This window comes from Shewanella sp. S1-58-MNA-CIBAN-0166 (assembly GCF_040310085.1).
In the GTDB taxonomy this organism is placed as follows: domain Bacteria; phylum Pseudomonadota; class Gammaproteobacteria; order Enterobacterales; family Shewanellaceae; genus Shewanella.
This window is the reverse complement of sequence record NZ_JBEOPN010000004.1, coordinates 22,739-47,686: the sequence shown is the minus strand read 5'-3', so window position 1 is coordinate 47,686 and position 24,948 is coordinate 22,739. Positions and strand designations below refer to the sequence as shown.

The window sequence follows — 24,948 nt, the reverse complement described above, 5'->3', positions numbered from 1 at the left end:
GAAGATTAAGGCTGTTGCGCTTTTTGAGCGGCAATGGCGTCATTAAGTTGTGCTTCAACAAACCCTGGAGAGTGAGTTGACGAAGAAATAAGTCGGTACATTGCGGGTATCACCAATAGGGTGACAACGGTCGCAAATGCCATGCCGAAGAATATCACAGTTCCTACCGCAATACGGCTTTCACTCCCCGCGCCGGTTGATACGATTAATGGAATGGCACCAATAAGGGTGGTAAAGGCTGTCATTAAAATCGGTCTTAAGCGACGAGCCGATGCGTCAATAATGGCATTGTCGAGCGATAAGCCTCGGTCGCGTAGCTGATTAGCAAACTCAACGATTAAAATACCATTTTTAGTTACCATACCAATTAACATGATCATGCCAATTTGGCTGTAAATATTCATCCCTTGATGAGTGAGCACTAAGCCAATAAAGCCACCAAAAATCCCCATGGGAACGGTAAACATCACCACTGCAGGGTTGATAAAACTTTCAAATTGAGCCGCCAATACCAGATAAGCAATCAGCAGTGCTAAAGCAAATACAATGAGCACCCCAGCTTGGTTCTCTTTAAAGTCTTTTGACTCACCCGTGTAGGCAATTGAAATATCGTTTGGCAGTAATGTTATTGCGCGTTGTTCTAAAAAGTCGAGGGCTTCGCCTAGGGTATAACCTTCGCCTAAATTTGCTTTAATGGTAATCGATTTCTGCTTGTTGGTATGACTGAGGCGCTGTGGTGAAGCTACTTCTTCAACTTTAGTGACGGTATCAAGGGTGATTAATTCGCCTTTGCTGCTTCTAAAGTAAATCTTACTGAGGTCTGTGACGCTGTTAAAGCTGTTTTCATCACCGCGAAGGTACACATCATATTCTTCGCCACGTTCAACAAAGGTTGTTTCACTGCGGCCGCCCAACATGATTTCCAAGGTTGTCGCTATTTCTGAAACGCTAATGCCTAACTCTGCAGCTCGTTGCTTGTCTACCGTCACAACAAGTTCTGGTGTGGTCTCTGCGTAATCTAAATCAGCCCCGTCCAGCATAGGGCTTGCATCGGCTTCTTGTTGCAGTACTTGAGCCCATTTAAATAACTCAGCATAGTCAGAACCGCCCAGTACAAATTGAACCGGTTCACTTGATTGGCCTCTAAATCCTGGCAACATTGGCCGTACCATTACATCGGGAATGTCTTTTAACGTTTGGCTGATTAACGCTAATGCTTGTTTAATATCGGTATCACGATCTTGCCAGTCTTCTAACTGGATAATCGCAAATCCGGTTTGATCTCCCGCTCGACCGCCAAATGCTGGCGCTTCAACGCTAAATGATTTCACTACTCCTTGACCCAATAGTGGCATTAATCGGTTTTCAACGATGTCCATATTGGCAACCATGCGATTATAACTGGTGCCTTCGGCGCCTTTAATAAACGCAAATAATACCCCGCGGTCTTCTTGTGGTGAGAGTTGAGAAGGGACTTGTTGCAAGAGTAAATAGCTACCACCGATGCAGGCGATAATAATGAATGGTGCTGCCATGCGCCAGTGCAATGCCCATTTGACCATACTACGATACCGTTGCTCTAAACGATTAAAGCCATTATCGATCGCAATGTTAAAACGATTTTTCTTCACATTGGCTTTTAATAGTTTACTGCTCATCACTGGGGTAAGGGTAAGGGCGATAAGGGATGAAAACAGCACCGACATTGCCAGCATCACGGAGAACTCAGTAAACAATAACCCGACCATGCCATCCATAAATGAAATAGGTAAAAATACCATCACCAGTACTAGGGTAGTTGATATCACAGCAAAACCGACTTCGCGAGTCCCTTTATAGGCCGCAAGTATCGGTTTTTCACCTTGTTCAATATGGTGGAAGATATTCTCAACCACAACGATGGCGTCATCAACCACTAGACCAATGGCTAGAATAAGCGCCATTAGGGTTAATAAGTTAATGGAGTAACCTAAGCTGTATGCCGCCATAAATGCGGCAATTAATGATACTGGTACTGTGACTGCAGGAATGAGTGTTGCCCGTACTTGACCGATAAAAATGTACAGCACAAGAATAACCAATACCCCAGTAATGAATAGGGTGTTGTAAACCTCATTAATCGAGCGCGCAATAAACACATTGGCATCATAATCGACAACCAACTGCGTTCCTTTTGGCAGAAAACTCTGCACTTTGTCGACTTCTTGTTGTACTTGCAATGATATATCTAATGGATTGGCATCAGATTGCGGCACTATGCCTAGGCTTAGGTTAACGATGCCGTTACTTTTAAAGGTCGAGTTTTCATTTTCTGCCCCAATGAACACGCTAGCGACATCTTTAAGATAAATAGGCGTGCCATCGTCAGCAGTGTGGACAACTAAATAGTTGAAGTCTTCTGGGCTGTAATATAGCCGTTTTGTTCTGACTGACATGACGGTGGTGTCGTTACGGACTTCGCCACCGGGTGTTTCAAGATTTTCGGTATTTAACGCACTAATAATGTCGTTGGTAGTTACATTTCTACCGGCCATTAATTGCGGTTTTAGTTGTACATACATGACTTTGTATAAGCCACCAGAAATATTGACTGAGCTCACCCCAGTAATTAAGCTAAATCTGTCCTCTAATACCCGCTGGGCGTAATCAGTGAGTTGAGTACGATCCATATTTTCAGAGCTTAAGTTGACGTAAATCGACGGCTCACCAGTACCATTATCTTTAGATACAATCGGATCATCAGCTTCATCGGGTAAGCGACGTTGTGCTTTGGCAACGGCATCTCGTACGTCACTGACGCCTTCGGTTAAGTCCCAACCTAGTTCAAACTCGATTGAAATACGTGACATGCCATTTCGAGTGGTTGAGGTGATTTCATCAATACCGCTGATGCCAGTTAATTCATCTTCAAGGCTCTTGGTGATTTTACTTTCCATAATAGTGGCAGATGCACCGCTATAAGTGGTCATGACGGTCACTACCGGATTTTGTACGTCGGGCATTTCTCTAACCGACAGTTTAGAGAACGACACTAAGCCAAAAACACACAGTAATAAACTTAATACAATCGCAACTACAGGGCGCTTTACCGCCGTATCACTTAGCCACATTATTTTTGCTCCTGTTTAACAGGGCTTGTTTGAGCTTGCTTAGCTAAGTCTTTTACTTTGACACCATCACGCATATTTACCAGCCCTTGAACGACGATGTGGTCGCCGATATTTATGCCAGATTCCAGTAACACTTGGTCGTCAATTCTGGCGCCTAACATCACTTCGGTGCGTGTGGCGATATTGTCCTGGTTGATTACGTAGACATAACGTTTGGTACCAGAATATTCAAGTGCTTGTACCGGAACAATAGGGGAAGACACGCTTGGAAATACCAGTGTCGCTGACATCATCATACCGGGCTTTAATTGACCCTTTTGATTATCAAACTGACTACGAATATTGAGATTGAGTGTTTGTGAATTGACGCGTGGATCAATAGCGATAATCTTGCCAGTAAAAATGGTTTTATTCCATGCTCTGCTGGAAGCGTTTACCGACATTCCTGTACTTAACAAAGAGAGATAATGCTCCGGCACTTGTAAATCGAGCTGTAACACCGATAAATCATCAAGTGATAGTAGTGACTCATTGATACTGACCATCTTGCCGCGGCTGAAGTTAACCAAACCAGTGTTTCCGGAAAATGGCGCGGCTAGAGTATGGTAATCCAGATCGGTTTTAGCTGATTCAAGGCGAGCGAAAGCAATATCAACACTGGACTTTTGCGCTTCTATTTCTGTTTGAGTGATGGCATTAACGTGAATCAACTTGTTAAACTCATTAAGCTTACGCACTTCATCTTGATAATAGGCTTGCGCTTCGGTCACGCTGGCTTTTGCTTTGCGGTTATCAAGTGTCAGTAGTGCTTGGCCTTTATTGACGTATTGATTAGATGTGACGGCTATGCTGTCTATTTTTCCTGCGACTTGTGGCGCTATCATTACCGAGTGAGTTGCCGCCAGTTTTCCTATTAAGGTAATTGATTGCGAAAGCTCATGTTGTTCAACGGTGGCGGTGACGACAGGAACCACTTTTTCAGCGCGAGGAGGTGTGGGCGCGGCAATACCATTGGAAATAAACCCAACATATCCCATCATCAATACGGTAGTCGAAAAAAGACATTGGCTAAGTTTTTTGATCATTTAAGTACACATCTCTATAAGCAATAATTGATGATGTCGTTACAAGACGACATTGGCTAACGACTAGCCCGTGATTGATGCAAGCTTATTGTAATTATATTTGCTTAATTCAGCGTAAAGTAATGTAAATCTTTTAATTTTCTTTGTAACAAGGCGCATATCAATAGTGGGTTTTGATGATGCTATAGCAACAAAAAAGCCATATCCGAAGATATGGCTTTGATTTATGTCAGCCAGGCTGAACAAATAGTTATGTTAAAACACTGGTTAAAACATTACTTCTCGATAGGCTCGTTAGTAAATTCAATGTTTTGCTTTTTATTGACAGGTGTAACACCCATAAAGTATTCATAACCTTTATCTGATGATTTCTTTTTGGCATCATCATCACTTAACTTAATACTGGTTTGGTCTGAAAACAAGGTGTATTTAGCCTTAGTTTTTTGGACTACAGGCTGCGGTTTAGCTGATGGTTTAAGAATACCTTTTGGGACTTCTGCTGTCACTGCTTTAGCTTGGTTGCTGGCTGTATTAGACGCAGCAACATTGGCAAATTTATAATTAAATACGCCATTGCCTTCAACATTTTCGACGCTTGATTTATCTTGATTTTGGTAAGACGCTAAAATGCCGTGTTTCCCTAAAGGGATCTCGTGAAAAAGTTTTTTACCCGTGCCTACTTTGGTGCCATTGATATACCAATCTGCTGGTACGTTACTGATTAAGGTAACCATCGCCGACTTAAGGCCTAATTCTTCATTTAACATTGAGTCAATTTTATCGTTATAAGAAGGCTTAAAGTTCATCGCCACTTTATAATGCAAATCGCCTCTCATATTCATATTGGCGTCGATAACTTCATATGACAATAAAACACTTTTGTCATTTAAAAACGGCGACTCATTACGAGTATTGGATAAAATGCTGCTTTTAGACTCTTTCAAACAATCTGCGATAGTTTGATATTTTGAACACTCAGTCGAACCATTAATATTGACTGGCAATGTGCTGCTTGATTTAGATAAATCTGCAATTAAACGATTAGTTATATCAGTTTTGAGTTTAAATAGTTGCTGGCTTTTAGCGGCACGTTTTTTATTTATCGTCTCATATTCAGTTAATATTTCAACTTTTTCAGTTTCAAGGCGTTTACTGTCTTCTTCTGCCTTTAGGGTTAATTCATCGACTAAATTGACAGACTCTTCAATTTGTTTATAGGTTTCTGGAAGCCCTGTTTTAGCCCGAATAACCTTAGGTAATTCTGTAATAAGCTCATCGTAGCGCTGCTGTTCTGAAACAATTGTTTTTTTCAGACCTTCAACGTCATAGGCTTTTTTATTAAGCTGTGAGAATTTGTCATTAACAGTGATTAGCAGAGAATCGATATCGTATTGATTTTCAATTTTATTGAGAGTCTGCTTTTCTGATGTGGTAATGACTTCGAGTGCCGCAAATGAGTTGCTTGCGTATAAGCACAATAAAGCAAGGCTAATTGAACCGTATCTCACTGATATCTCCATTAAATTTCTCTACAAGCTGGAACCATCGACACTCTGTATTGCGCTGAGTGTAATCAGCAAAGAGTAAAATAATCCGTTAATAATTTATAATACTGAAGTTATTTTGGCTTTACAAACAGATTGTGGTGCATTGCTCACAATAAATTGACAAATTTTTGACACTTGTCGAGATTTCGATCGTTAGTTTTGTAATAACCTTTTAAATAATGGCTAATATAATAAAGCAGAGCGCTGAGGCTCTGCTTTATTATTCAACACTTTATTGCAGACTAATTATTTATTTAAACGCTTGTATTTTAATCGATGCGGTTCTACTACATCGGTGCCTAAGGTGGCTTTTAACCAAGTTGAGTACTCAGTATAGTTACCTTCATAGAAGCTCACTTTACCTTCATCACGGTAATCCAAAATATGGGTCGCAATACGGTCAAGGAACCAACGGTCATGGGAAATAACCATTGCACAACCAGGGAACTCTAATAACGCTTCCTCTAACGCTCGTAAAGTTTCAACGTCCAAGTCGTTGGTGGGTTCATCGAGTAATAATACGTTGCCACCGGCTTGTAATAACTTAGCTAAGTGAACTCGGTTGCGCTCACCACCCGATAATGAACCAATTATTTTCTGCTGATCGCCACCACGGAAGTTAAAGCGGCCTACGTAAGCACGGCTAGAAATTTCAGTGTTGTTGATGCGCATAATATCTTGGCCGCCTGAAATTTCTTGCCACACGGTGTTTTTGTCATTCATCGAATCACGAAACTGATCAACCGACGCAATTTGAACCGAATCACCGACAGAAATAGAGCCACTGTCTGGTTGTTCCTCGCCTGAGATCATTTTGAATAAGGTTGACTTACCCGCACCGTTAGCACCAATAATGCCGACGATAGCGCCCTTAGGAACCGTGAATGTCAAATCATCAATCAGTACGCGGTCACCATATGACTTGGTTAAATTAGTCACTTCAATGACTTTGTCGCCTAAACGAGGCCCTGGTGGAATAAACAGTTCATTGGTCTCGTTACGCTTTTGGTAATCGTTGGTGTTCAATTCTTCAAAGCGAGCCATACGGGCTTTACCTTTTGATTGACGACCTTTAGCACCTTGGCGTACCCACTCTAATTCTTTAGCAATGGTTTTTTGGCGGGCGCTTTCTGTGGACGATTCTTGGGACAAGCGCGCATCTTTTTGTTCAAGCCAAGATGAATAGTTACCTTCCCATGGAATACCTTCACCGCGGTCGAGTTCTAAAATCCAGCCAGCAGCATTATCTAAGAAGTAACGATCGTGGGTAATCGCCACCACAGTGCCGTTATATTCTTGTAAAAAGTGCTCTAACCACGCCACTGACTCGGCATCCAAATGGTTGGTTGGTTCGTCGAGTAATAGCATTTCTGGTTTTTCAAGCAATAAGCGACAAATGGCCACTCGGCGTCGTTCACCACCAGAGAGTACGGCAATTTTCTCATCCCAATCGGGCAGACGTAATGCGTTAGCTGCACGTTCAAGAATATGATCAAGATTATGCGCATCTTGAGATTGGATGATGGCTTCTAATTCGCCTTGCTCTTTTGCAAGTGCGTCGAAGTCTGCATCGGGCTCAGCATAAGCAGAATAGACCTCGTCTAAGCGTATTAGTGCATTTTTAGCTTCGCTTAGGGCTTCTTCGACGGCTTCGCGCACAGTTTGTTGTTCGTTTAAGCGCGGCTCCTGCGGTAAGTAGCCAATTTTTAACCCAGGCATTGGGCGTGCTTCACCTTCAATTTCGGTATCTATTCCCGCCATGATGCGCAGCAATGTTGATTTACCTGAACCGTTTAACCCGAGCACACCAATCTTAGCGCCAGGAAAGAAGCTTAACGAAATGTCTTTTAATATTTGCTTTTTGGGTGGGACAATTTTACCCACACGAAGCATGCTGTATACAAATTGAGCCATAATTATACTGTCTAATTGTCAACAAAGATGGTGATAATTCTACTGTATTATGTGCTGAACTCAACAGGCAATTGTGTGATTTTATCTAGCGTGCTTTTTAGACTCAATTCGCTAAACAATCTGCTAGCTTGGTGTTATCAACATGAATCGTTTTGTATTCAGAACACAGTGAATTTCATGTTGTTTGTACTGTAAATCATTATCGTTGCAGAGTAGAATACCGCGCAACCCTACTATATAGATAATGATGTTGGAGCTACCATGTTGAAGAAAGCGATGAATATTGCGGATTATGATCCAGAATTATTTAAAGCCATTGAAGATGAAACTTGTCGTCAAGAAGAACACATTGAATTGATTGCATCTGAAAACTATACCAGTCCACGTGTGATGGAAGCGCAAGGTTCTCAGTTAACTAACAAGTATGCTGAAGGTTATCCAGGCAAGCGTTATTATGGTGGGTGCGAATACGTTGATGTTGTTGAAACATTGGCTATTGAACGCGCAAAAGAATTATTTGGTGCAACTTATGCCAACGTACAGCCTCATTCAGGCTCACAAGCAAACAGCGCAGTGTTTATGGCGTTGTTACAACCGGGTGATACTGTTTTAGGGATGAACCTTGCTCATGGTGGTCATTTGACCCATGGTTCACCAGTGAATTTTTCAGGCAAGCTTTACAACATCATTCCTTACGGTATCGATGAAGCTGGCAAAATTGATTATGACGAAATGGAGCGTTTAGCCATTGAGCACAAGCCTAAGATGATGATCGGCGGTTTTTCGGCATTTTCAGGCATAGTCGATTGGGCTAAAATGCGTGAGATTGCTGATAAAGTTGGTGCTTATTTGCTTGTTGATATGGCTCACGTTGCAGGCTTAGTGGCTGCAGATGTTTATCCAACCCCTGTCCCACATGCACATGTGGTTACCTCAACAACTCATAAAACATTAGCGGGTCCACGTGGCGGGATTATTATTTCTGCTGCCGATGATGAAGTGTTGTATAAAAAGTTGAACTCAGCGGTATTCCCTGGTGGCCAAGGTGGCCCTTTAATGCATGTAATCGCAGGTAAAGCGGTTGCATTTAAAGAGGCATTAGAGCCAGAGTTTAAAGTATATCAACAGCAAGTGGTTAAAAACGCTAAAGCTATGGTTGAAGTATTTTTAGCTCGCGGTTACAAAATTGTTTCTGGCGGTACAGAAAACCATTTAATGTTGGTTGATTTAATTGGTCGTGATTTAACCGGTAAAGAAGCAGATGCTGCATTGGGCAATGCCAACATTACCGTCAACAAAAACTCAGTACCTGATGATCCACGTTCACCGTTTGTCACCTCTGGTGTTCGTATTGGAACGCCAGCAATTACTCGTCGTGGTTTTAAAGAAGCAGAAGCGAAAGAATTGACCGGTTGGATTTGTGACATTCTTGATGATGCATCTAACGCCGAAGTGGCTGAACGAGTCAAAGGTCAAGTGTTGGCATTATGTGCCCGATTCCCTGTATACGGTTAATCGTCACTTGATGCCTGTTGAAAAGGTTTAGGTTAACCTTGCTCAACAAATAGGATAAACTTTAATGGCCGCTAATTGTTAGCGGCCATTTTGTTTTTTTCTGCAGGAGGTTCAATGCATTGCCCTTTTTGTAGCGCGACCGATACCAAAGTTATAGATTCTCGATTAGTGGCTGATGGTCACCAAGTACGTCGCCGCCGGGAATGTACCGAATGTCATGAACGTTTCACCACGTTTGAAGGCGCAGAATTAGTCATGCCTAGAGTCATCAAACGTGACGGCACTCGACAACCATTCGATGAAGAAAAATTGCGTGGCGGCATGCTACGTGCGGTCGAAAAACGCCCGGTCTCAATTGATGAAATTGAACAAGCATTGACTAAAATCAAATCAACACTGCGCGCGACAGGTGAGCGTGAGGTGAATTCTGAAATGATTGGTAATCTGATGATGGAACAGTTGATGAGCCTTGATAAAGTGGCATATATCCGCTTTGCATCGGTTTATCGCGCATTTGAAGATGTATCCCAATTTGGTGAAGCCATTGCTAAATTGCAAAAGTAATGCTGCTTAATAATATCTGTTTTAATGGTTTTAATGGCATTTAAGCAATAAGAGATTATCTCCCATGTCTAACTGGTCCACCTTTGACACCCAAATGATGAGCCGTGCCATCGCGCTTGCCGAGAAAGGCCGTTATACCACTCGGCCAAATCCTTGTGTTGGTTGTGTCATTGTTTATCAGAATAAGATTATTGGTGAGGGTTATCATCAACGTGCTGGCCAAGGGCATGCCGAAGTTAATGCGCTGAAAATGGTGCATGATAATGGCTTGTCTGCTGAAGGTGCCACGGCGTATGTCACTCTTGAACCTTGCAGTCATTATGGCCGCACACCACCTTGTGCTTTAGGCTTAATTAATGCCAAAGTTGCCAGAGTTGTGGTATCGGTGACCGATGCAAATCCACAAGTGTCTGGTCGCGGTATAACCCTGTTACGTGAGGCTGGTATTAACGTTGATGTTGGATTGCTCAGCGAACAAGCCTATGACCTTAATCTGGGTTTTATGAAGCGGATGAAAACAGGACTTCCTTGGATAACGGTAAAGATAGCAGCCAGTTTAGATGGTAAAACGGCTCTGTCTAATGGCGTGTCGAAGTGGATTACTGGCAGTGCAGCAAGAGCTGATGTGCAAAAATACCGCGCTAGCCATTGTGCATTAATCACTGGTGTTGAAACCATTCTTGTCGATGACCCAAGCCTTAATGTGCGCTATGAGGCGTTAGGTGAGTTAACCACTCGCCATACAAAAGATGAAATCTTCCAACCTCTAAGGGTTGTGCTCGACAGTCGCGCAAGATTAACGCCAATACAGCAATTATTTTCAATTCAAAGTCCTATTTTACTAGTTTCTGGCTGTAATTATCCCGAAAGCACTAAAGCTGCATTTCCAGATCACGTATTATTTCTTCAGTTAACGTGTGACTCGTCAGGCAGAATCCCATTGTTAGCTTTGCTAACATATTTAGGTCAGCATACTAATTCTGTTTTAGTTGAAGCCGGTGCTACCTTAGCCGGAGCATTTGTCGCCCAAGGGCTCGTTGATGATATTGTGCTTTACCAGGCGCCTAAACTATTAGGTAGCCACGGACGTAATATGTTGCAGTTACCTAATTACAGTACAATGGAGCAAACGCCGGCACTGCAATTAATTGATGAACGCAACGTTGGACAAGATAAGCGTTATATCCTCAGATATAATCAACCCTATTAATGTGCGTGTTGTTCAGTCCAAAACCTGAGCAACAGCAAAGTTTAACTGCAAAAAGTGAGTATTATGTTTACAGGAATAATCGAAGCCCTTGGCACATTACGTAAAATTGATCGCAAAGGTAACGATATCCGCTTAACAGTTGCCAGCGGTAAGCTGGATTTAACCGACGTAAAGCTAGGTGACAGTATAGCAACCAATGGCGTGTGTTTGACCGTTGTTGAGCGTTTAGGTGATGGTTACGTGGCTGATATATCAGCTGAAACCGTTGGCTTAACTGGCTTTAGTCGTTATCAGGTCGGTCAAAAGGTTAATCTTGAGAAAGCGGTTACGGCAACCACTCGATTAGGTGGACACATGGTAAGTGGACACGTTGATGGCATTGCAAAAGTTGAGCAATGCGCTTACAGAGGTAAATCACTAGAGTTTTGGTTATCAGTACCGGCCCAATTAAGTCGCTATATTGCTCACAAAGGTTCGATCACCATCGATGGTGTGAGCCTGACTGTTAATGAAGTCGATGGTGCTCGTTTTAGATTAACGATTGTACCTCACACTGCAGGTGAAACCACGCTGGTGGATTTAAAAGTAGGCAATAGTGTCAATATCGAAGTCGATTTAATCGCGCGTTATTTAGAACGTTTAATGCAACCGGAAACTAACCATGTGCAGCCTTCATCGGGCGTGACCATGGAGTTACTCGCTAAATCAGGTTTTTTACGTTAATCGCGACAGTAAAACACCATTTGTACCCTATACATAATATGCAATACCAATAGATTTAATGCCTAAGGTTTAAATCAAACACTTACTAAATAAAGGTCTGACAATGGCGCTACATAGCATAGAAGAAATCATTGAAGATATTCGTCAAGGTAAGATGGTTATCTTGATGGATGATGAAGACAGAGAGAATGAAGGTGATTTGATCATGGCCGCTGATAAAGTGACGCCAGCAGCAATCAATTTCATGGCAACCTATGGCCGTGGATTAATTTGCCAAACAATGACCAAAGAGCGTTGTCAGCAGCTTAATTTGCCTTTAATGGTTACCAATAATAATGCCCAGTTCTCGACTAATTTTACTGTATCAATTGAAGCGGCGACCGGAGTCACAACAGGTATTTCTGCTCATGACCGTGCAGTAACCGTACAAGCTGCCGTTGCCAAAGACGCCAAAGCCTCTGATTTAGTGCAACCTGGACATATTTTTCCGTTGATGGCACAAGAGGGCGGAGTATTAACCCGCGCTGGCCACACTGAAGCGGGTTGCGATTTAGCGCGCTTAGCTGGCTGTGAACCTTCAGGCGTCATTGTTGAGATTTTAAACGAAGATGGCACCATGGCGCGCTGTCCAGACTTAGAAATATTCAGTGAAAAACATGGGATTAAAATCGGTACTATTGCCGATTTAATCGAATACCGTAACACTAACGAAACTACCGTTGTACGTGAAGCTCAGTGTAAATTACCCACTCGTTTTGGTGAATTTACTATGGTGACGTTTAGAGACACTATCGATAATCAATTACACTACGCCCTGGTTAAAGATGAAGTAAAACCGAATTGTTTGGTGCGTGTGCATTTGCAAAACACCTTTAATGATTTGCTGCATTCTGAACGTGATCAAAAGCGCAGTTGGCCATTAGAAAAAGCCATGGAGCGGATTGCTTCCGAAGGTGGCGTTTTAGTACTACTGGGTAATGATGAACATACAAGTAATTTATTGGCCAAAGTAAAAGCCTTTGAAGCTGAAGATAATGGTCAATCTCCTGCGCCAGCAATGTGGCAAGGAACATCTCGTCGTGTTGGCGTAGGCTCTCAAATTCTGTCGAGTTTAGGTGTCAGCACTATGCGTTTACTCAGTTCGCCAAAACGTTATCATTCACTGTCTGGTTTTGGTTTAGAAGTGACTGATTATATAGCTGAATAATTTTGGCTTATGGTAAATTTAACAAATTCATTAATTGCATAGCGCTCAGGGCTTTTGGCTGTGATATCATAACGCCTCTTTTTGCCCCGAGCCGGGTGCTTTAGCTAATTTAGGTAAGATAGAATGAACGTAGTTCAAGGTAATATCGAAGCGAAAAATGCCAAAGTGGCGATCGTAATATCGCGATTCAATAGCTTTTTAGTTGAAAGTCTGCTTGATGGTGCAATAGACACATTAAAGCGTTTCGGCCAGGTCAGTGACGACAACATTACTGTTGTTCGCGTACCTGGTGCAGTTGAATTACCGCTTGCAGCAAAACGTGTTGCAGCAAGTGGAAAGTTTGACGGTATCATTGCATTAGGTGCTGTCATTCGTGGCGGTACACCTCATTTTGAATTTGTTGCTGGTGAATGTAACAAAGGTCTTGCACAAGTTGCATTAGAGTATGATCTTCCTGTTTCATTCGGTGTATTAACTACTGATACCATTGAGCAAGCTATTGAGCGCTCGGGTACTAAAGCAGGCAATAAAGGTGGCGAAGCAGCCCTTAGTTTGCTTGAAATGGTTAATGTACTGCAACAACTAGAACAACAGCTGTAATAGTAGGAAAAGTATGAAACCTTCAGAGCGCCGTAAGGCCCGCCGTTTAGCCGTTCAAGCCATTTATTCATGGCAGTTAAGTAAAAACAAAGTTGCTGACGTAGAACATGAGTTTTTAACTGAACAGAACACTGACGGTGTTGATGTCGCTTATTTTCGTGAGTTGTTAACTGGTGTAGCATCAAAAACATCGCAAATTGATGAGCTGTTAAAGCCGCATCTTGATCGTAATTTTGAAGAAGTGTCACCAGTAGAAAAAGCCATTGTGCGTCTGGCAACTTATGAGTTGACCTTCCGTAAAGATGTGCCGTTTAAAGTGGCGATTAACGAAGGTATCGAGTTAGCGAAAGCGTTTGGTGCTGAAGATAGTCACAAATTTGTCAACGGCTTGCTTGATAAGTTAGTGAAGCATAAGTAACACCAGAACGGTATCTTCGGATACCGTTTTCATTTGTTATTAATTGTTTCAAAATTGAGGTGGACGGTTTACCGTACCAGACTGAATGTGAAAGAATTCCAACTCATTGAACATTACTTCCGCAATAAAGGCCTAAAAAGGCGCGATGTAGAGTTAAGCATCGGCGATGACTGTGCGTTAGTGAATCCTGCCGACAATAAATCGATAGCGATTTCTTGTGATACCCTCGTTGAAAATGTCCACTTTTTAGCAAGCATTCCTGCTCATGCTTTAGGTTATAAATCGTTAGCGGTTAACCTTTCTGACCTCGCCGCCATGGGAGCAGAACCAGCCTGGTTTACCTTAGCACTGACGCTCCCCAATGTTGACCAGCCTTGGTTAGCACATTTTAGTGAAGGCCTGTTCGAGATTGCAGAATATTATGGTATTGCCTTAATTGGTGGTGATACTACCCGTGGACCTCGCAGTATCAGTATTACGATTAATGGCCAAGTTCCTAAAGGTACTGCATTAACTCGTGATGGTGCAAAAATTGGTGATTGGGTCTATGTCACCGGTACTTTAGGTGACTCAGCTTTAGGTCTTGATATCCTCAGAGGCGTTAAAACGGTTAACACTGAAGATAAAGAATATCTGATTAATCGTCATTATTATCCAACGCCTCGTGTTTTAGCTGGCCAAGCTCTGCGTACACTTGCCACCAGTGCTATCGATTTATCTGATGGCTTAATGTCTGATATTGGACATATATTAACGGCATCGAAAGTGGGCGCCATCATCGATGTGAATCTAATTCCGTTATCAAACTCAATTAAAGCCAATCTTAGTCATGAAGATGCATTAAGCTATGCACTCACGGGTGGTGAAGACTACGAGTTATTGTTTACGGTTCCAGAATCACAACGCGGCGCAATTGATACCGCGTTAATTCATGCAGGTGTCAAATTTGTAAAAATTGGTCAAATCTGTGCAGGTGATAAATTAAAATTAGTCGAAAATGGGCTGGAATTTAACCCGATTTCACGTGGCTTTGTGCATTTTTAATTGAAGTACTATGAGATTATTAACCCAAGATAAATTCGTAAAAAAGCTGTCTTTAGCCCATCCAATTCACTTTTTGGCATTAGGCTTTGGCAGCGGTAAAGCGGCAAAAGCACCGGGTACCTTTGGTACCTTAGCCGCGGTGCCCATAGTGTTGCTCATGCAACAGTTAAGCTTAACTAATTACCTGACCATTACCTGTATTTGCATGCTCGCTGGCTTTTATATTTGTGGCAAAGCAGCTAAAGATATGGGCGTACATGATCATGGTGCTATTGTGTGGGATGAAGTGGTTGGGTTGATGATCACCATGATTGCAGCGCCTTTAGGTTTTATGTGGTTAGCACTTGGTTTTGTACTATTTCGCTTTTTTGATATCGTCAAACCATGGCCTATTCGCTGGCTTGATGCCAAAGTGCATGGCGGTTTTGGGATAATGATTGATGATGTATTGGCGGGAATCTTTTCGTTAATAGGTGTGCAACTAGCGGTGTATTATCTATAACTGATTATCAATAACTGATTATCAATACCTGATTATCTATAACTGATTATCTATAACTGATTATCAATACCTGATTATCAATACCTGATTATAAGTAACTGATCATAATCAACGATTAGCAAAGAATTATAAATGCACTTATAAATCGTACCTAATACATAAAAAGAGCACATTTGTGCTCTTTTTTGTCGATAATACTCATACTAAATCAGTTGCAGCTACTTACTAGGATGATTTTGCGGTAAGTAGATTGGTCCGCAATTGCTCTAACTCTGTATTCATATTGGTTAAACGTTGTTTGTAATCTGTTCCATAAACAGTGCAATTAAATAGTTTACCAATCGGATTGTAGCGTAACATCCATAATTGCTGAAAATAATTGTCGTTAGCACAATAATTTGGTTCTTTGAGCGTGTGCATCGAGGTAGTTGAAACCGGTTCCTTTACTAAGCTGACAATATACTCAGCCATAAGATTGTCACTGTCTGTTGGCTTAAGCAACGCATAGGCTAACCATTTCTCATAAAAAGCCACGCTATCAGACTGCACTTCAATTAACATTTGTTCTGTAACGTTATGGGCAAAAAGCCATTCTCCAGAAAATATCCGTTCAAAATCACTATCAGTTAATTCGAAAGATGTTTGCCAAGCTGTGACTTTGGTTGCAACAGCTGCATCAGTGGTTTTAGCTAAGGTGCTAGCTAAATTAAGCTGATATTTGATCATGTTAACGGCAATCATATGATTGAGTGTTGAGCGAGATGAGTGATAAACCATATTCCAAAAATGTGCATCTTTGTTTAAAAATGCCACTGTAGCTTGTTGGTCAAGTTTGTTGTCAGATGTATCTACACTTATTATCGCAGCAAGCTGACGAACATCTCTTAACTTAAAAAGCAGACCCCAATGAGCTTGATTGTTTGGGGTTAAAGACTGTGGTTCTTCTTGCCAATAAGGCATATCTAATAATGTATTATATTGTTGTATATTGGTTTTATGAGCGTCAATGACATTTCTAATACTATCGCTATTATCGCTAATAAATTGACTACATATTATCAAATCCGTTTGATAACAAGCCGTTTTAAAGTTGTCAGTTAACTCAACTTCTTGCTCGCTGAAGCTGATTAATGGTTTTTTATCATTTGTTTTATCGTCTCCTATGGTGCCAACGATAGTAATTGCATACTCATAGCCATTTACGCTAGGGTCGATAGGTTGCTGTTTTAGCCAGTTTTCAACTAAAAGAGTGTTAGGTGACTTTGTTCTGTCTGTTGCATTAATGGCCACTAAACAGACTACGGTAAATACCAGTAAGCTACATATTAGCCCGACAAAAATACCCAAGCCCTTTATTACTTTCATCATTATGATTTATCCGTAAATCTATTTTAACTTTACGTTAACATATTGATTTGCTTTTTATAAGTGCATAACGATTATTGCAACAACTCACGGGCATTCGCCAAGGTATTTTCGGTAATGACATCACCACCTAATAAGCGCGCAAGTTCATTCACCCGTTGGTCTTTATCCAACGTCTGCATGGTCGTTTCGGTGTTGCCACCTTTATTAAATTTATTCACAAACATATGTTGATGACCATTACCTGCAACTTGCGGCAAATGGGTGACACACAATACTTGAGTTGATTCGCCAAGGCTGCGTAACATACGACCGACTACTGATGCTGTTGGTCCAGAAATACCCACATCAACTTCATCAAATATCAGTGTCGGAGTGGCGACTTTTTTAGCCGTGATCACTTGAATCCCTAATCCAATACGCGATAACTCACCGCCAGAGGCCACTTTAGAAATCGGTTGTAATGGTTGCCCAGGGTTTGTGGTCACCATAAATTCAATGCTATCGCAGCCATTAACTGAAATGTTGTCCGGATTATGATTAATCTGAATAGTAAATTTACCCTTAGGCATATTGAGCTCATGGATAGACTGGGTAACTAGCTTGTCCAATTCTTTAGCATAACGGCTACGACTTTGACTCAGTTTTTGTGCATTGGTTAAGTAGGCATTTCTGGTGGCTTCAAGTTGTTGTCTTATACCATCTAATTTAGTTTCGTCGTCAGCAAGTTCGGCTAATTCACTCATCAATGCTTGATGATGTAGCGCCAGCTTATCAGCACTCACATGATGTTTGCGCGCCAATTGCATTGCCGTTGAAAGACGTTTTTCTAAATAGGCAAAATGTTCTGGATCAAGCTCTAAACTGCTTAAATAACTTTCAATTTCGCTAGCGCTTTCTTGTACTTGAATTAACGCATCGCTGATCATAGTGCTGATAGGCGCAAGGGATTCATCATATCCTTGAAGCGTATCAGCAATACTGGCCACTTTATTAAGCAGAGATTCTATATTGCCTTCATCACTTTCGGTCAATAAATGCAAACCTGCTTGGCAACGTTCAATTAAATCTGTGCCATTGGCTAAGCGTTTGTGTTCTTGTTCTATTTCATCAAATTCTTCCAAGCCTAAGTTGAACTCATTAAGCTCTTCTACTTGATATTGCAGTAGCTGTTGACGCGAAATACGTTCGTGCTGTGCTTGTTCAAGATGCTTTAGCTCGTTTTCCACTTGTTTGCAGCGTTGATAGCTAGCGCTAACGCTATCGAGCAGTATTTTGTGGTTGGCATAGTGGTCGAGTAGGTTTAATTGATGCTCGCTTTTAAGCATTGCGTGATGAGCATGTTGGCCGTGAATACCAATCAATAGGTGACCGATGGCTTTTAATTGCGTCACGGGCACAGGATTACCATTAATGTAGGCTCTTGAGCGGCCATCACTGTTAATAGTTCGACGTAATATGCACTCATCTTCAGCATCAAGATCGCTATCTTCAAGCCAGCGTTTGGCTAAAGGTACATCATGAAGGGTAAACCTTGCACTCACTTCGGTTTTGGAGGCTCCAGGCCTGACAGTGTTGGCATCACTTCGATTACCAAGGCATAACCCAAGCGCATCGATAGCAATCGATTTGCCTGCACCTGTTTCGCCGGTGATGCTTGTCATACCGGCTTTAAAGTCGAGCTCTAAAAAACGCACGATAGCAAAATTGTTGATGCTGAGTTGGCAAAGCATAATAAATTCCTGTCAATGAAACTACCAAACTACTGTATTGATAAACAGTATATACTGATTTTATATACAGTAAAGTGGTTGAGGAATAATTATCGCTGACTATTTTATCATCTAGATTTGATTGATCATTAAGCAATGGATTTTAAAAGTGTTTCTATTATCGGCAAACTGATAAAAGTGATTAATGTGCCATATAAAATACCTTGGGCGCTGACATTGGCGTTAATTTGGTAGCGGTCGGCCAAAAGGTACACACTTGCTGCTGTCGGTAACGCTGCCAAAATGACTCCCATGGTCAGTAATTCCTTTTCTACGCCGAACAGTTTGAGTAAACCAAAGGCAATTAAAGGTTGAATAATTAGCTTGAGTAAATTGATTAAGTTCAGTTCCGCAATCAAACCAACACTGAACATTTTTGTGCCAGATTGATGTCGTAATGCTTTGGCAAGTACCATTCCTATAGCAAACAGTGCACATGGGCTAGAGGTATTTCCCACCTGATGTAGCATTAAGGCCAAACTATCCGGTAAGGTAATATGCAGTGCTGATAAACCGATGCCAATAACACTGCCAACCACGATTGGGTTTTTATACAGGGCATTAGCCATGATGACGATGGCATGGTCGGTTGATTGTTTATCACGGCTGGCTAGCTCAATTGATACTAAAGCAAAAGCAAACATGAACACCGACAACAAGCTGGCAATCGCTGCAGCGACTAATGCCATTTTATGACCTGGGAATAATAAACTCAGCAATGGAATGCCAATAAATGCGGTATTACCAAACGTAGCATTTAATGCGCGCATGGCGGCAACTGCTTGTTTTTTAGGTGTGCGAATTAGTGATACAACAATCACTAAAGCATAAGTGATGATCATCGCCAGACTAAACCCACCGATAAAGCCCCATTGAATAATGTCTTCAATGCGCGTTTCAGCTAGCACAATCAATAATATAGCGGGGAAAGCAATGTAATAAACAAACTGATTGAGGATCAAATCGGTGTCTGCTGGCAACAGACGCATTTTTTGAACAATACTGCCGAGCAGCATAATAATAAATACAGCGATTAGCGGGGTAAGAATACTGGACATCCCTCGCAATTCCTTAGCAAAATGATAATAAGGTCACTTTACTGCTTTTCGATAGGCGGATGCAATTAGGCTAAAGTTAAACGAGTGATTATTTGTCAGATTTTAAGGCTAAATTTGCTTTTGATATTTTCGGTGGAGGTAATATTCCCAGTTCAGAAAAAAAATGCACTTGCCGCCTTAACTCAAATAACGAACCCACTCGTACTTGATTGCCAATCACTAGCGTCCAGTTATCAGTTTTACCATTGGTGTTACTGAAAGTGAAACCTTGATAAAAAATTCTTCTCATGGCGCGACACCTAATAAAAAGCCTGAATAATTTCAGGCTAAATGACGTTTATTGGCAGTAACCGATCCGTGCTACAAGTTTTTGCTACAGGCTAATACCAATATTAGACACACCGGCTTCGATAATATCTTTACGTAAACCTTTAACCAGTTCGCTGGTTATGTCTGGATTAGCTTCGACAATGTCGAGTAACATGCCCTGTAATTCTTTTTCTTGTTCCATTACTGGGTGAGAAAAAACAAACTCATCGAGTTCTTCATCCATTAATGATTCATCGCTAATAGCTTCAATATAATTGGCGACAGTACTTGATGATAACTTACTGATGTTAGTAATATCTTCTTCAATTTTTCCATCTATCGCACCCATTAAGGTGGCAATGGCTACAGCCGCATCCATGGCGGGATAAGCACCATAGGCTTCAAACTCGCTAGGATCAGGGGTGTTTTCATCGAGGCGCTGTAAATGCACATCAATATTGAACTTAAGCTTTTTGTCATATTGGCTTTGCCATAATAACTCCAGCGCAGTACTTAATACCTGCGGTTGGCCAAATTCACATACTTCAGAAAATAATTGATAGTTTGGGAGCATTCTTTGACACAGTGCGAGTGCAAAAAGTTGCTTCTGAGGTAACGACAATGCCTTTAGGCGTTTAAAAAAACCGGTTTTACTGGTCATTGGGAACATCCACTGATAGCTGGTTTATCACTTGATTTGCAGCTGATTCTACCTTAGTTAACTCATCAAGTAACTCTAGTATTTCAGGTTCTAGGTCATCGATGTCAATTTTATGCTTTAATGCTGACTCAATATCCCGGCAGAGCTTTTGTGTTGTCGGTACACCGCAATAACATGTTGCACCATGCAGTTTATGCACTGCCTGCAACAGTGTCTCTGCATCTCTGGCTATTAATGCTTTATCGATAGTTGCGGTTGTTTCAGGTAATGAATTAACTAACATCTTTAACATGTCTAAGGCTAAATCGGTTTTCTGGTTTGCTTGGGTTAAACATAAATCCCAATTGAGAACATGGGTGTCGAAATGAGTAAATTGAGGTTTAATTATCCAGCGGCTGATAACGCTTTTTAGTGATAATTCATCAATCGGTTTAGGTAGGAAACCATCCATACCGCTAGCTAAAATATTCTCACGTTCTTCGGCTATAGCATGTGCCGTTACTGCAATAATCGGCGTATTACGGTTGAGTGATTCTGAACGTATTTGCTGGGTTGCGGTTATGCCGTCGGTTCCTGGCATTTGAATATCCATGAAGATTAGGTCAAATGCTTGTTTTTTAGCTTGTTGAATCGCATCGGCGCCATTATTAACGGTCACCACATTGTCGACTAGTTCTTTGAGCAAAGTATCAATTAACTTTAGATTGGCCATGTTGTCGTCAACGGCTAATACTGATGCATTGAGGCGTTGTGTTACATCAAGATTTATTTGCTCAGGTAAACTGACAAAAGTAGAAGGTACTGGTGGATATATTAAATGATGCGCTAGGGTAAAATCGCTCACTGGGGTGCTGAGCAACACATCTGCGTTGACTTTTAGCACATTGATTATCATGTCTTGATCTAGACAGTCATGTAATAAAATCAGGCAGTCAGTATGTTGTTTGGCTTGCTGTAATAAATGGATAAAAGACGCATTGTCGGCAAAACCATGGCAGCTCATGATGATGTAATCAAATTTGCTGTTTTTAGTTTGTAACACGGAGGTGAGATTTTCTGGATTGGCCACATTAGTGATAATTAATTGCCACGACACTAAGCGGCGATTTAATGTATCGCGGGTTAATTCCCGTGGTTCATATAATAAGACTGATTTATGTTGCAATGCATCAACCGGCAACACTTCGCCAATTTCAAATTGACTGATCCCAAGTGGCAGAATAAACCAGAAATTTGAACCTTTATTGGGGGCCGAGGTAAAGCCTATCTGGCCACCCATCTGGTTGATTAAGCGTTTAGTAATCACTAAGCCCAATCCTGTGCCTCCAAAGCGACGTGAAATGGATGAGTCGGCTTGACCAAATGCTTGGAATAAATATTCTTGCTGACTCTCATCAATACCAATACCGGTATCAATAACTTCGCAGCGCAGGGTAATGTTATCTTCGTCCTGACCCACTAAGTGTATTTTAAGTATGACACTGCCTTTGTCGGTAAATTTAATAGCATTACCAACTAAGTTAGTAATAATCTGGCTGACTCTCATCGCGTCGCCACTGACACTTTCTGGCACATTAGCATCAATGTCGATAACCAGTTCTAGTCCTTTCTCTTGTGCACTACCGGCTATAATAGTCAGGGTTTCAGTTAGCGTTTCTCGCAGTGCAAAAGGCATTTTTTCTAATATCATTTTACCGGCTTCCAGTTTAGAGAAGTCGAGAATATCGTTAATAATACCCAGTAGGTTACTGGCACTGCGTTCAATGGTTTTTATGTAGTCGAGCTGGCTAGTATGCAGTGGTGTTTTTAATAACTGTCTTGCAAATCCTATGACACCATTGAGTGGCGTACGTAACTCGTGTGACATGTTGGCTAAGAATTCTGATTTTATCCGACTCGCTTCAAGCGCGCGTTTTTTGGCAATATCGAGCTCAACGTTTTGAATTTCAATCTGCTCGAGGGTTTCGCGTAAATCAGAGGTTGCTTGATCAATATTTTGCTGCATTTCATCGTGATATTCTGACAATGAACTTGCCATTGCGTTGATCCCTCGTTTGAGTAGATCCAGTTCCCCAATCAAATTGCCTTCTAGGCGAGTGTCGAGTTTACCTTCACGAATTTTGGCTACCACTCGCACCATTTCGGTAATGGGGTAGTTCACGTGTTTGACTAAGCGGAAGGTAAAAAATAGGTTAAATTGCACGCCGATTAATACGATAATAAACGCCGCTATAGCCGCTCGATGTTGTTCGAGTAAGGCGTTCTCTTTATTTAGTAATACTGATATGTAGCCTAATATTCGCTCTTGTTGATTATTGTAAATTGGCGCAACGACACCATTGGTAGAGGCATTATTATCGATGTCGCTGTTACTTTGACGATTTATACTGGCAACATGTTTTTGTTCTAACCCAGTATGGGATATTATTGGCACACGAATGACTAAGGTATCGCCAATCGTTTCATGTTCTGTACCGATTAAGTTTGCCAGCGTTTGTTTGTAACGCATCGTTTCAAAATCTTTGTGGTAGTGCGAAGTGACAAAGAGTTGGTTTTCGGCATCGAAAACAGCAATAGATAATATTAGCGATGCATTGTTTATCTGCGAGGCGGCGAGTAAAAGTTTAGTTGATTCACGGTCTTGAGTGATAATACCAAATTCACTGGCAATGGCTAATGGCTCAACAATGTTGCTGCCTTTTTCAATTAAGGTTTGTTCCAATTCATAAAAGCGGTTTATCGTGAAATAACTTCCAAGTAGAATACCCACTACAATAGTGGGCGCTAACGCAAGTACCAGAACCCAAGAGCGTAGGCTGTATTTGGTCATATTGTTGGCACTTTTCATGGCTGTTAGGTATATCCCTGTTACTAAATCGCTGTTATTCCGTCTAGACTGCCAGATATGGCGCACTCTTGACTAGTTTTTTATTCAATACCTGAGGCCGAAATGGCACAATTTTTCCAAGCAAAACCGAACAAATCTAAGCAATTATCAGCAAAGTTAAGCCTCAGTGTCACTCAACTTGACCATTTAGGTGCAGGCATAGCGCAACATCAAGGCAAAATAGTGTTTATTCCGGGAGTCTTACCGGGAGAGACCGCTACGGTGCAATTTGTCGAACAAAAGAAAAGCTACGCTAAAGCCAAGCTCATCACTATTGAGTCTGCATCGGCTAATCGAATCAAACCTCATTGCCCACATTATCAACAATGTGGCGGTTGTGATTTGCAGCACATGGACACTAATGCGCAACGCGAGCATAAGCAAACTGCCTTGGTTGATTTAATCAGCAAGCAGTCGAGTGCTAAAGCCATTGATGCTGATATGATCGCTGACCCTATAGTGGGTGAGGCCTGGCATTATCGCCGACGCGCAAGATTGGCCACATTATTTGATAAAAATACTCAGCGGTTACAACTTGGGTTTCGCGCCGGAAATAGCAATAAAATTGTTTCCATTCAGCAGTGCCCAGTGTTATCTGAGTCATTGTCTGCTTTGATTACTCCATTAGCGGCTAATTTAAATCAACTTAAAGCTAAGGCCAGTTTAGGGCACGTTGAACTCACCCAAGCTGATAACGGTAATTTTGCGGTACTAAGAGTGACTAAAGTGTTGCCGGCTTCCGATATTCGCTGGTTAACGGGCTTTGCCGAAAAACACCAGCTTAACTTATTGTTGCAAGATGATGCTGGTCAATTAACCCAATTGTTCCCCTTGCTGCCTGTTGTTGATGCCGCGGGTGATGAAGCTGTCGCGTTACCTTATTATCATCTTGCACAGGAGGCTGTTCGTTGTTCATTCACTCCTGGTAATTTTGTCCAAGTTAATGGTGCTATTAATCAGGCCATGGTCGATCAAGCCATCGAATGGTTAGACCCTCAACCAGGTGAGCGTATTTTAGACCTATTCTGCGGTGTGGGTAATTTCAGTTTACCGTTGGCATTAAAGGCAGCAGAAGTCATTGGTGTTGAAGGTGTGCCTGAAATGGTGCAACAAGCCAAGCAAAACGCTGTCGACAACCAATTGGATAATGTGACTTTCTATCATGCGGATTTAAGTGCTGATCTATCGACACAAACATGGTTAGGCAAAATTGATAAACTGTTGCTGGACCCTGCTCGAGCAGGTGCTTTTGAAAGTTTACAATGGTTACAGAAAATGCAACCTAAAAAAGTGGTGTATGTTTCATGTAATCCGGCAAGTTTAGCGCGTGACAGTAGTGTATTATTAGCCAGTGGATATCGAATTGCCCAAGTAGGATTAGTCGATATGTTTCCGCAGACGCATCATATTGAAGCCATGGTGTTATTTGAATTAAATATTTAAACAACGATTTTTTA

General features: G+C 41.5%; 20 protein-coding genes. 10 read left to right on the top strand and 10 right to left on the bottom strand.

Annotation, left to right across the window (positions count from 1 at the left end; all coding sequences use genetic code 11):
- Positions 1 to 5: 5 nt before the first annotated feature.
- The 4 genes from AAEY99_RS04060 to ettA all read right to left on the bottom strand — a co-directional run bounded on the left by AAEY99_RS04060 (position 6) and on the right by ettA (position 7,656).
- The gene (locus tag AAEY99_RS04060; protein ID WP_351009288.1) at positions 6 to 3,110 is read right to left on the bottom strand and encodes a multidrug efflux RND transporter permease subunit; all 3,105 of its coding nucleotides are present in this window, start codon (positions 3,108 to 3,110) and stop codon (positions 6 to 8) included.
- Entirely contained in the window at positions 3,110 to 4,147 is a 1,038-nt protein-coding gene (locus AAEY99_RS04055) for an efflux RND transporter periplasmic adaptor subunit (protein ID WP_351009385.1), read from the bottom strand. The genes AAEY99_RS04060 and AAEY99_RS04055 overlap by 1 nt, the downstream gene beginning before the upstream one ends.
- Positions 4,148 to 4,470: 323 nt before the next feature.
- Positions 4,471 to 5,703: a hypothetical protein gene (locus tag AAEY99_RS04050; protein WP_351009285.1), complete on the bottom strand. Its 1,233-nt coding sequence runs from the start codon at positions 5,701 to 5,703 to the stop codon at positions 4,471 to 4,473.
- A 285-nt stretch (positions 5,704 to 5,988) separates the two neighbouring features.
- Positions 5,989 to 7,656 carry an energy-dependent translational throttle protein EttA gene (ettA, locus tag AAEY99_RS04045; protein WP_011636506.1) on the bottom strand — a complete coding sequence of 556 codons (1,668 nt, stop codon included), beginning with the start codon at positions 7,654 to 7,656 and terminating at the stop codon, positions 5,989 to 5,991.
- Between the two features lie 261 nt (positions 7,657 to 7,917).
- On the opposite strand from ettA, the gene glyA reads away from it, so the two are divergent.
- From glyA to AAEY99_RS04000, 9 genes are all read left to right on the top strand, one after another.
- Positions 7,918 to 9,171 carry a serine hydroxymethyltransferase gene (glyA, locus tag AAEY99_RS04040; protein ID WP_101085673.1) on the top strand — a complete coding sequence of 418 codons (1,254 nt, stop codon included), beginning with the start codon at positions 7,918 to 7,920 and terminating at the stop codon, positions 9,169 to 9,171.
- Positions 9,172 to 9,285: 114 nt separating this feature from the next.
- Complete coding sequence (gene nrdR, locus AAEY99_RS04035; protein ID WP_011636508.1) at positions 9,286 to 9,735, top strand: transcriptional regulator NrdR; 450 nt, start codon at positions 9,286 to 9,288, stop codon at positions 9,733 to 9,735.
- 64 nt (positions 9,736 to 9,799) lie between these two features.
- The gene (ribD, locus tag AAEY99_RS04030) at positions 9,800 to 10,945 is read left to right on the top strand and encodes a bifunctional diaminohydroxyphosphoribosylaminopyrimidine deaminase/5-amino-6-(5-phosphoribosylamino)uracil reductase RibD (RefSeq protein WP_351009282.1); all 1,146 of its coding nucleotides are present in this window, start codon (positions 9,800 to 9,802) and stop codon (positions 10,943 to 10,945) included.
- 63 nt (positions 10,946 to 11,008) lie between these two features.
- Positions 11,009 to 11,668 (top strand): riboflavin synthase, encoded by a 660-nt coding sequence (locus tag AAEY99_RS04025; RefSeq protein ID WP_351009280.1) that lies wholly within the window; start codon positions 11,009 to 11,011, stop codon positions 11,666 to 11,668.
- 103 nt (positions 11,669 to 11,771) lie between these two features.
- Positions 11,772 to 12,875 (top strand): bifunctional 3,4-dihydroxy-2-butanone-4-phosphate synthase/GTP cyclohydrolase II, encoded by a 1,104-nt coding sequence (gene ribBA / locus AAEY99_RS04020; RefSeq protein WP_101085667.1) that lies wholly within the window; start codon positions 11,772 to 11,774, stop codon positions 12,873 to 12,875.
- 123 nt (positions 12,876 to 12,998) lie between these two features.
- Entirely contained in the window at positions 12,999 to 13,475 is a 477-nt protein-coding gene (gene ribH / locus AAEY99_RS04015; protein WP_011636512.1) for a 6,7-dimethyl-8-ribityllumazine synthase, read from the top strand.
- A gap of 13 nt (positions 13,476 to 13,488) precedes the next feature.
- On the top strand, positions 13,489 to 13,893 hold the full coding sequence (nusB, locus tag AAEY99_RS04010; protein WP_101085664.1) for a transcription antitermination factor NusB: 405 nt from the start codon (positions 13,489 to 13,491) through the stop codon (positions 13,891 to 13,893).
- Positions 13,894 to 13,980: 87 nt separating this feature from the next.
- Entirely contained in the window at positions 13,981 to 14,937 is a 957-nt protein-coding gene (gene thiL / locus AAEY99_RS04005; protein WP_101085660.1) for a thiamine-phosphate kinase, read from the top strand.
- Between the two features lie 10 nt (positions 14,938 to 14,947).
- The gene (locus AAEY99_RS04000; protein WP_350977719.1) at positions 14,948 to 15,439 is read left to right on the top strand and encodes a phosphatidylglycerophosphatase A family protein; all 492 of its coding nucleotides are present in this window, start codon (positions 14,948 to 14,950) and stop codon (positions 15,437 to 15,439) included.
- A gap of 225 nt (positions 15,440 to 15,664) precedes the next feature.
- Here AAEY99_RS04000 and AAEY99_RS03995 read toward each other — a convergent pair whose 3' ends face one another.
- The 6 genes from AAEY99_RS03995 to barA all read right to left on the bottom strand — a co-directional run bounded on the left by AAEY99_RS03995 (position 15,665) and on the right by barA (position 23,452).
- The gene (locus AAEY99_RS03995; RefSeq protein WP_351009276.1) at positions 15,665 to 16,807 is read right to left on the bottom strand and encodes a hypothetical protein; all 1,143 of its coding nucleotides are present in this window, start codon (positions 16,805 to 16,807) and stop codon (positions 15,665 to 15,667) included.
- Positions 16,808 to 16,878: 71 nt separating this feature from the next.
- Entirely contained in the window at positions 16,879 to 18,537 is a 1,659-nt protein-coding gene (gene recN, locus AAEY99_RS03990) for a DNA repair protein RecN (RefSeq protein ID WP_182743618.1), read from the bottom strand.
- Between the two features lie 128 nt (positions 18,538 to 18,665).
- A complete protein-coding gene (locus AAEY99_RS03985; protein ID WP_101085650.1) occupies positions 18,666 to 19,634 on the bottom strand; it encodes an AEC family transporter in 969 nt (322 codons plus the stop codon).
- An 88-nt stretch (positions 19,635 to 19,722) separates the two neighbouring features.
- Positions 19,723 to 19,923: a DUF3319 domain-containing protein gene (locus AAEY99_RS03980; RefSeq protein ID WP_101085648.1), complete on the bottom strand. Its 201-nt coding sequence runs from the start codon at positions 19,921 to 19,923 to the stop codon at positions 19,723 to 19,725.
- Between the two features lie 84 nt (positions 19,924 to 20,007).
- Entirely contained in the window at positions 20,008 to 20,604 is a 597-nt protein-coding gene (locus tag AAEY99_RS03975) for a YjaG family protein (protein WP_101085646.1), read from the bottom strand.
- Complete coding sequence (barA, locus tag AAEY99_RS03970) at positions 20,594 to 23,452, bottom strand: two-component sensor histidine kinase BarA (RefSeq protein WP_162022550.1); 2,859 nt, start codon at positions 23,450 to 23,452, stop codon at positions 20,594 to 20,596. Before barA ends, AAEY99_RS03975 begins: the two co-directional genes overlap by 11 nt.
- Positions 23,453 to 23,554: 102 nt before the next feature.
- On the opposite strand from barA, the gene rlmD reads away from it, so the two are divergent.
- On the top strand, positions 23,555 to 24,934 hold the full coding sequence (rlmD, locus tag AAEY99_RS03965) for a 23S rRNA (uracil(1939)-C(5))-methyltransferase RlmD (RefSeq protein WP_351009273.1): 1,380 nt from the start codon (positions 23,555 to 23,557) through the stop codon (positions 24,932 to 24,934).
- Positions 24,935 to 24,948: the final 14 nt, after the last annotated feature.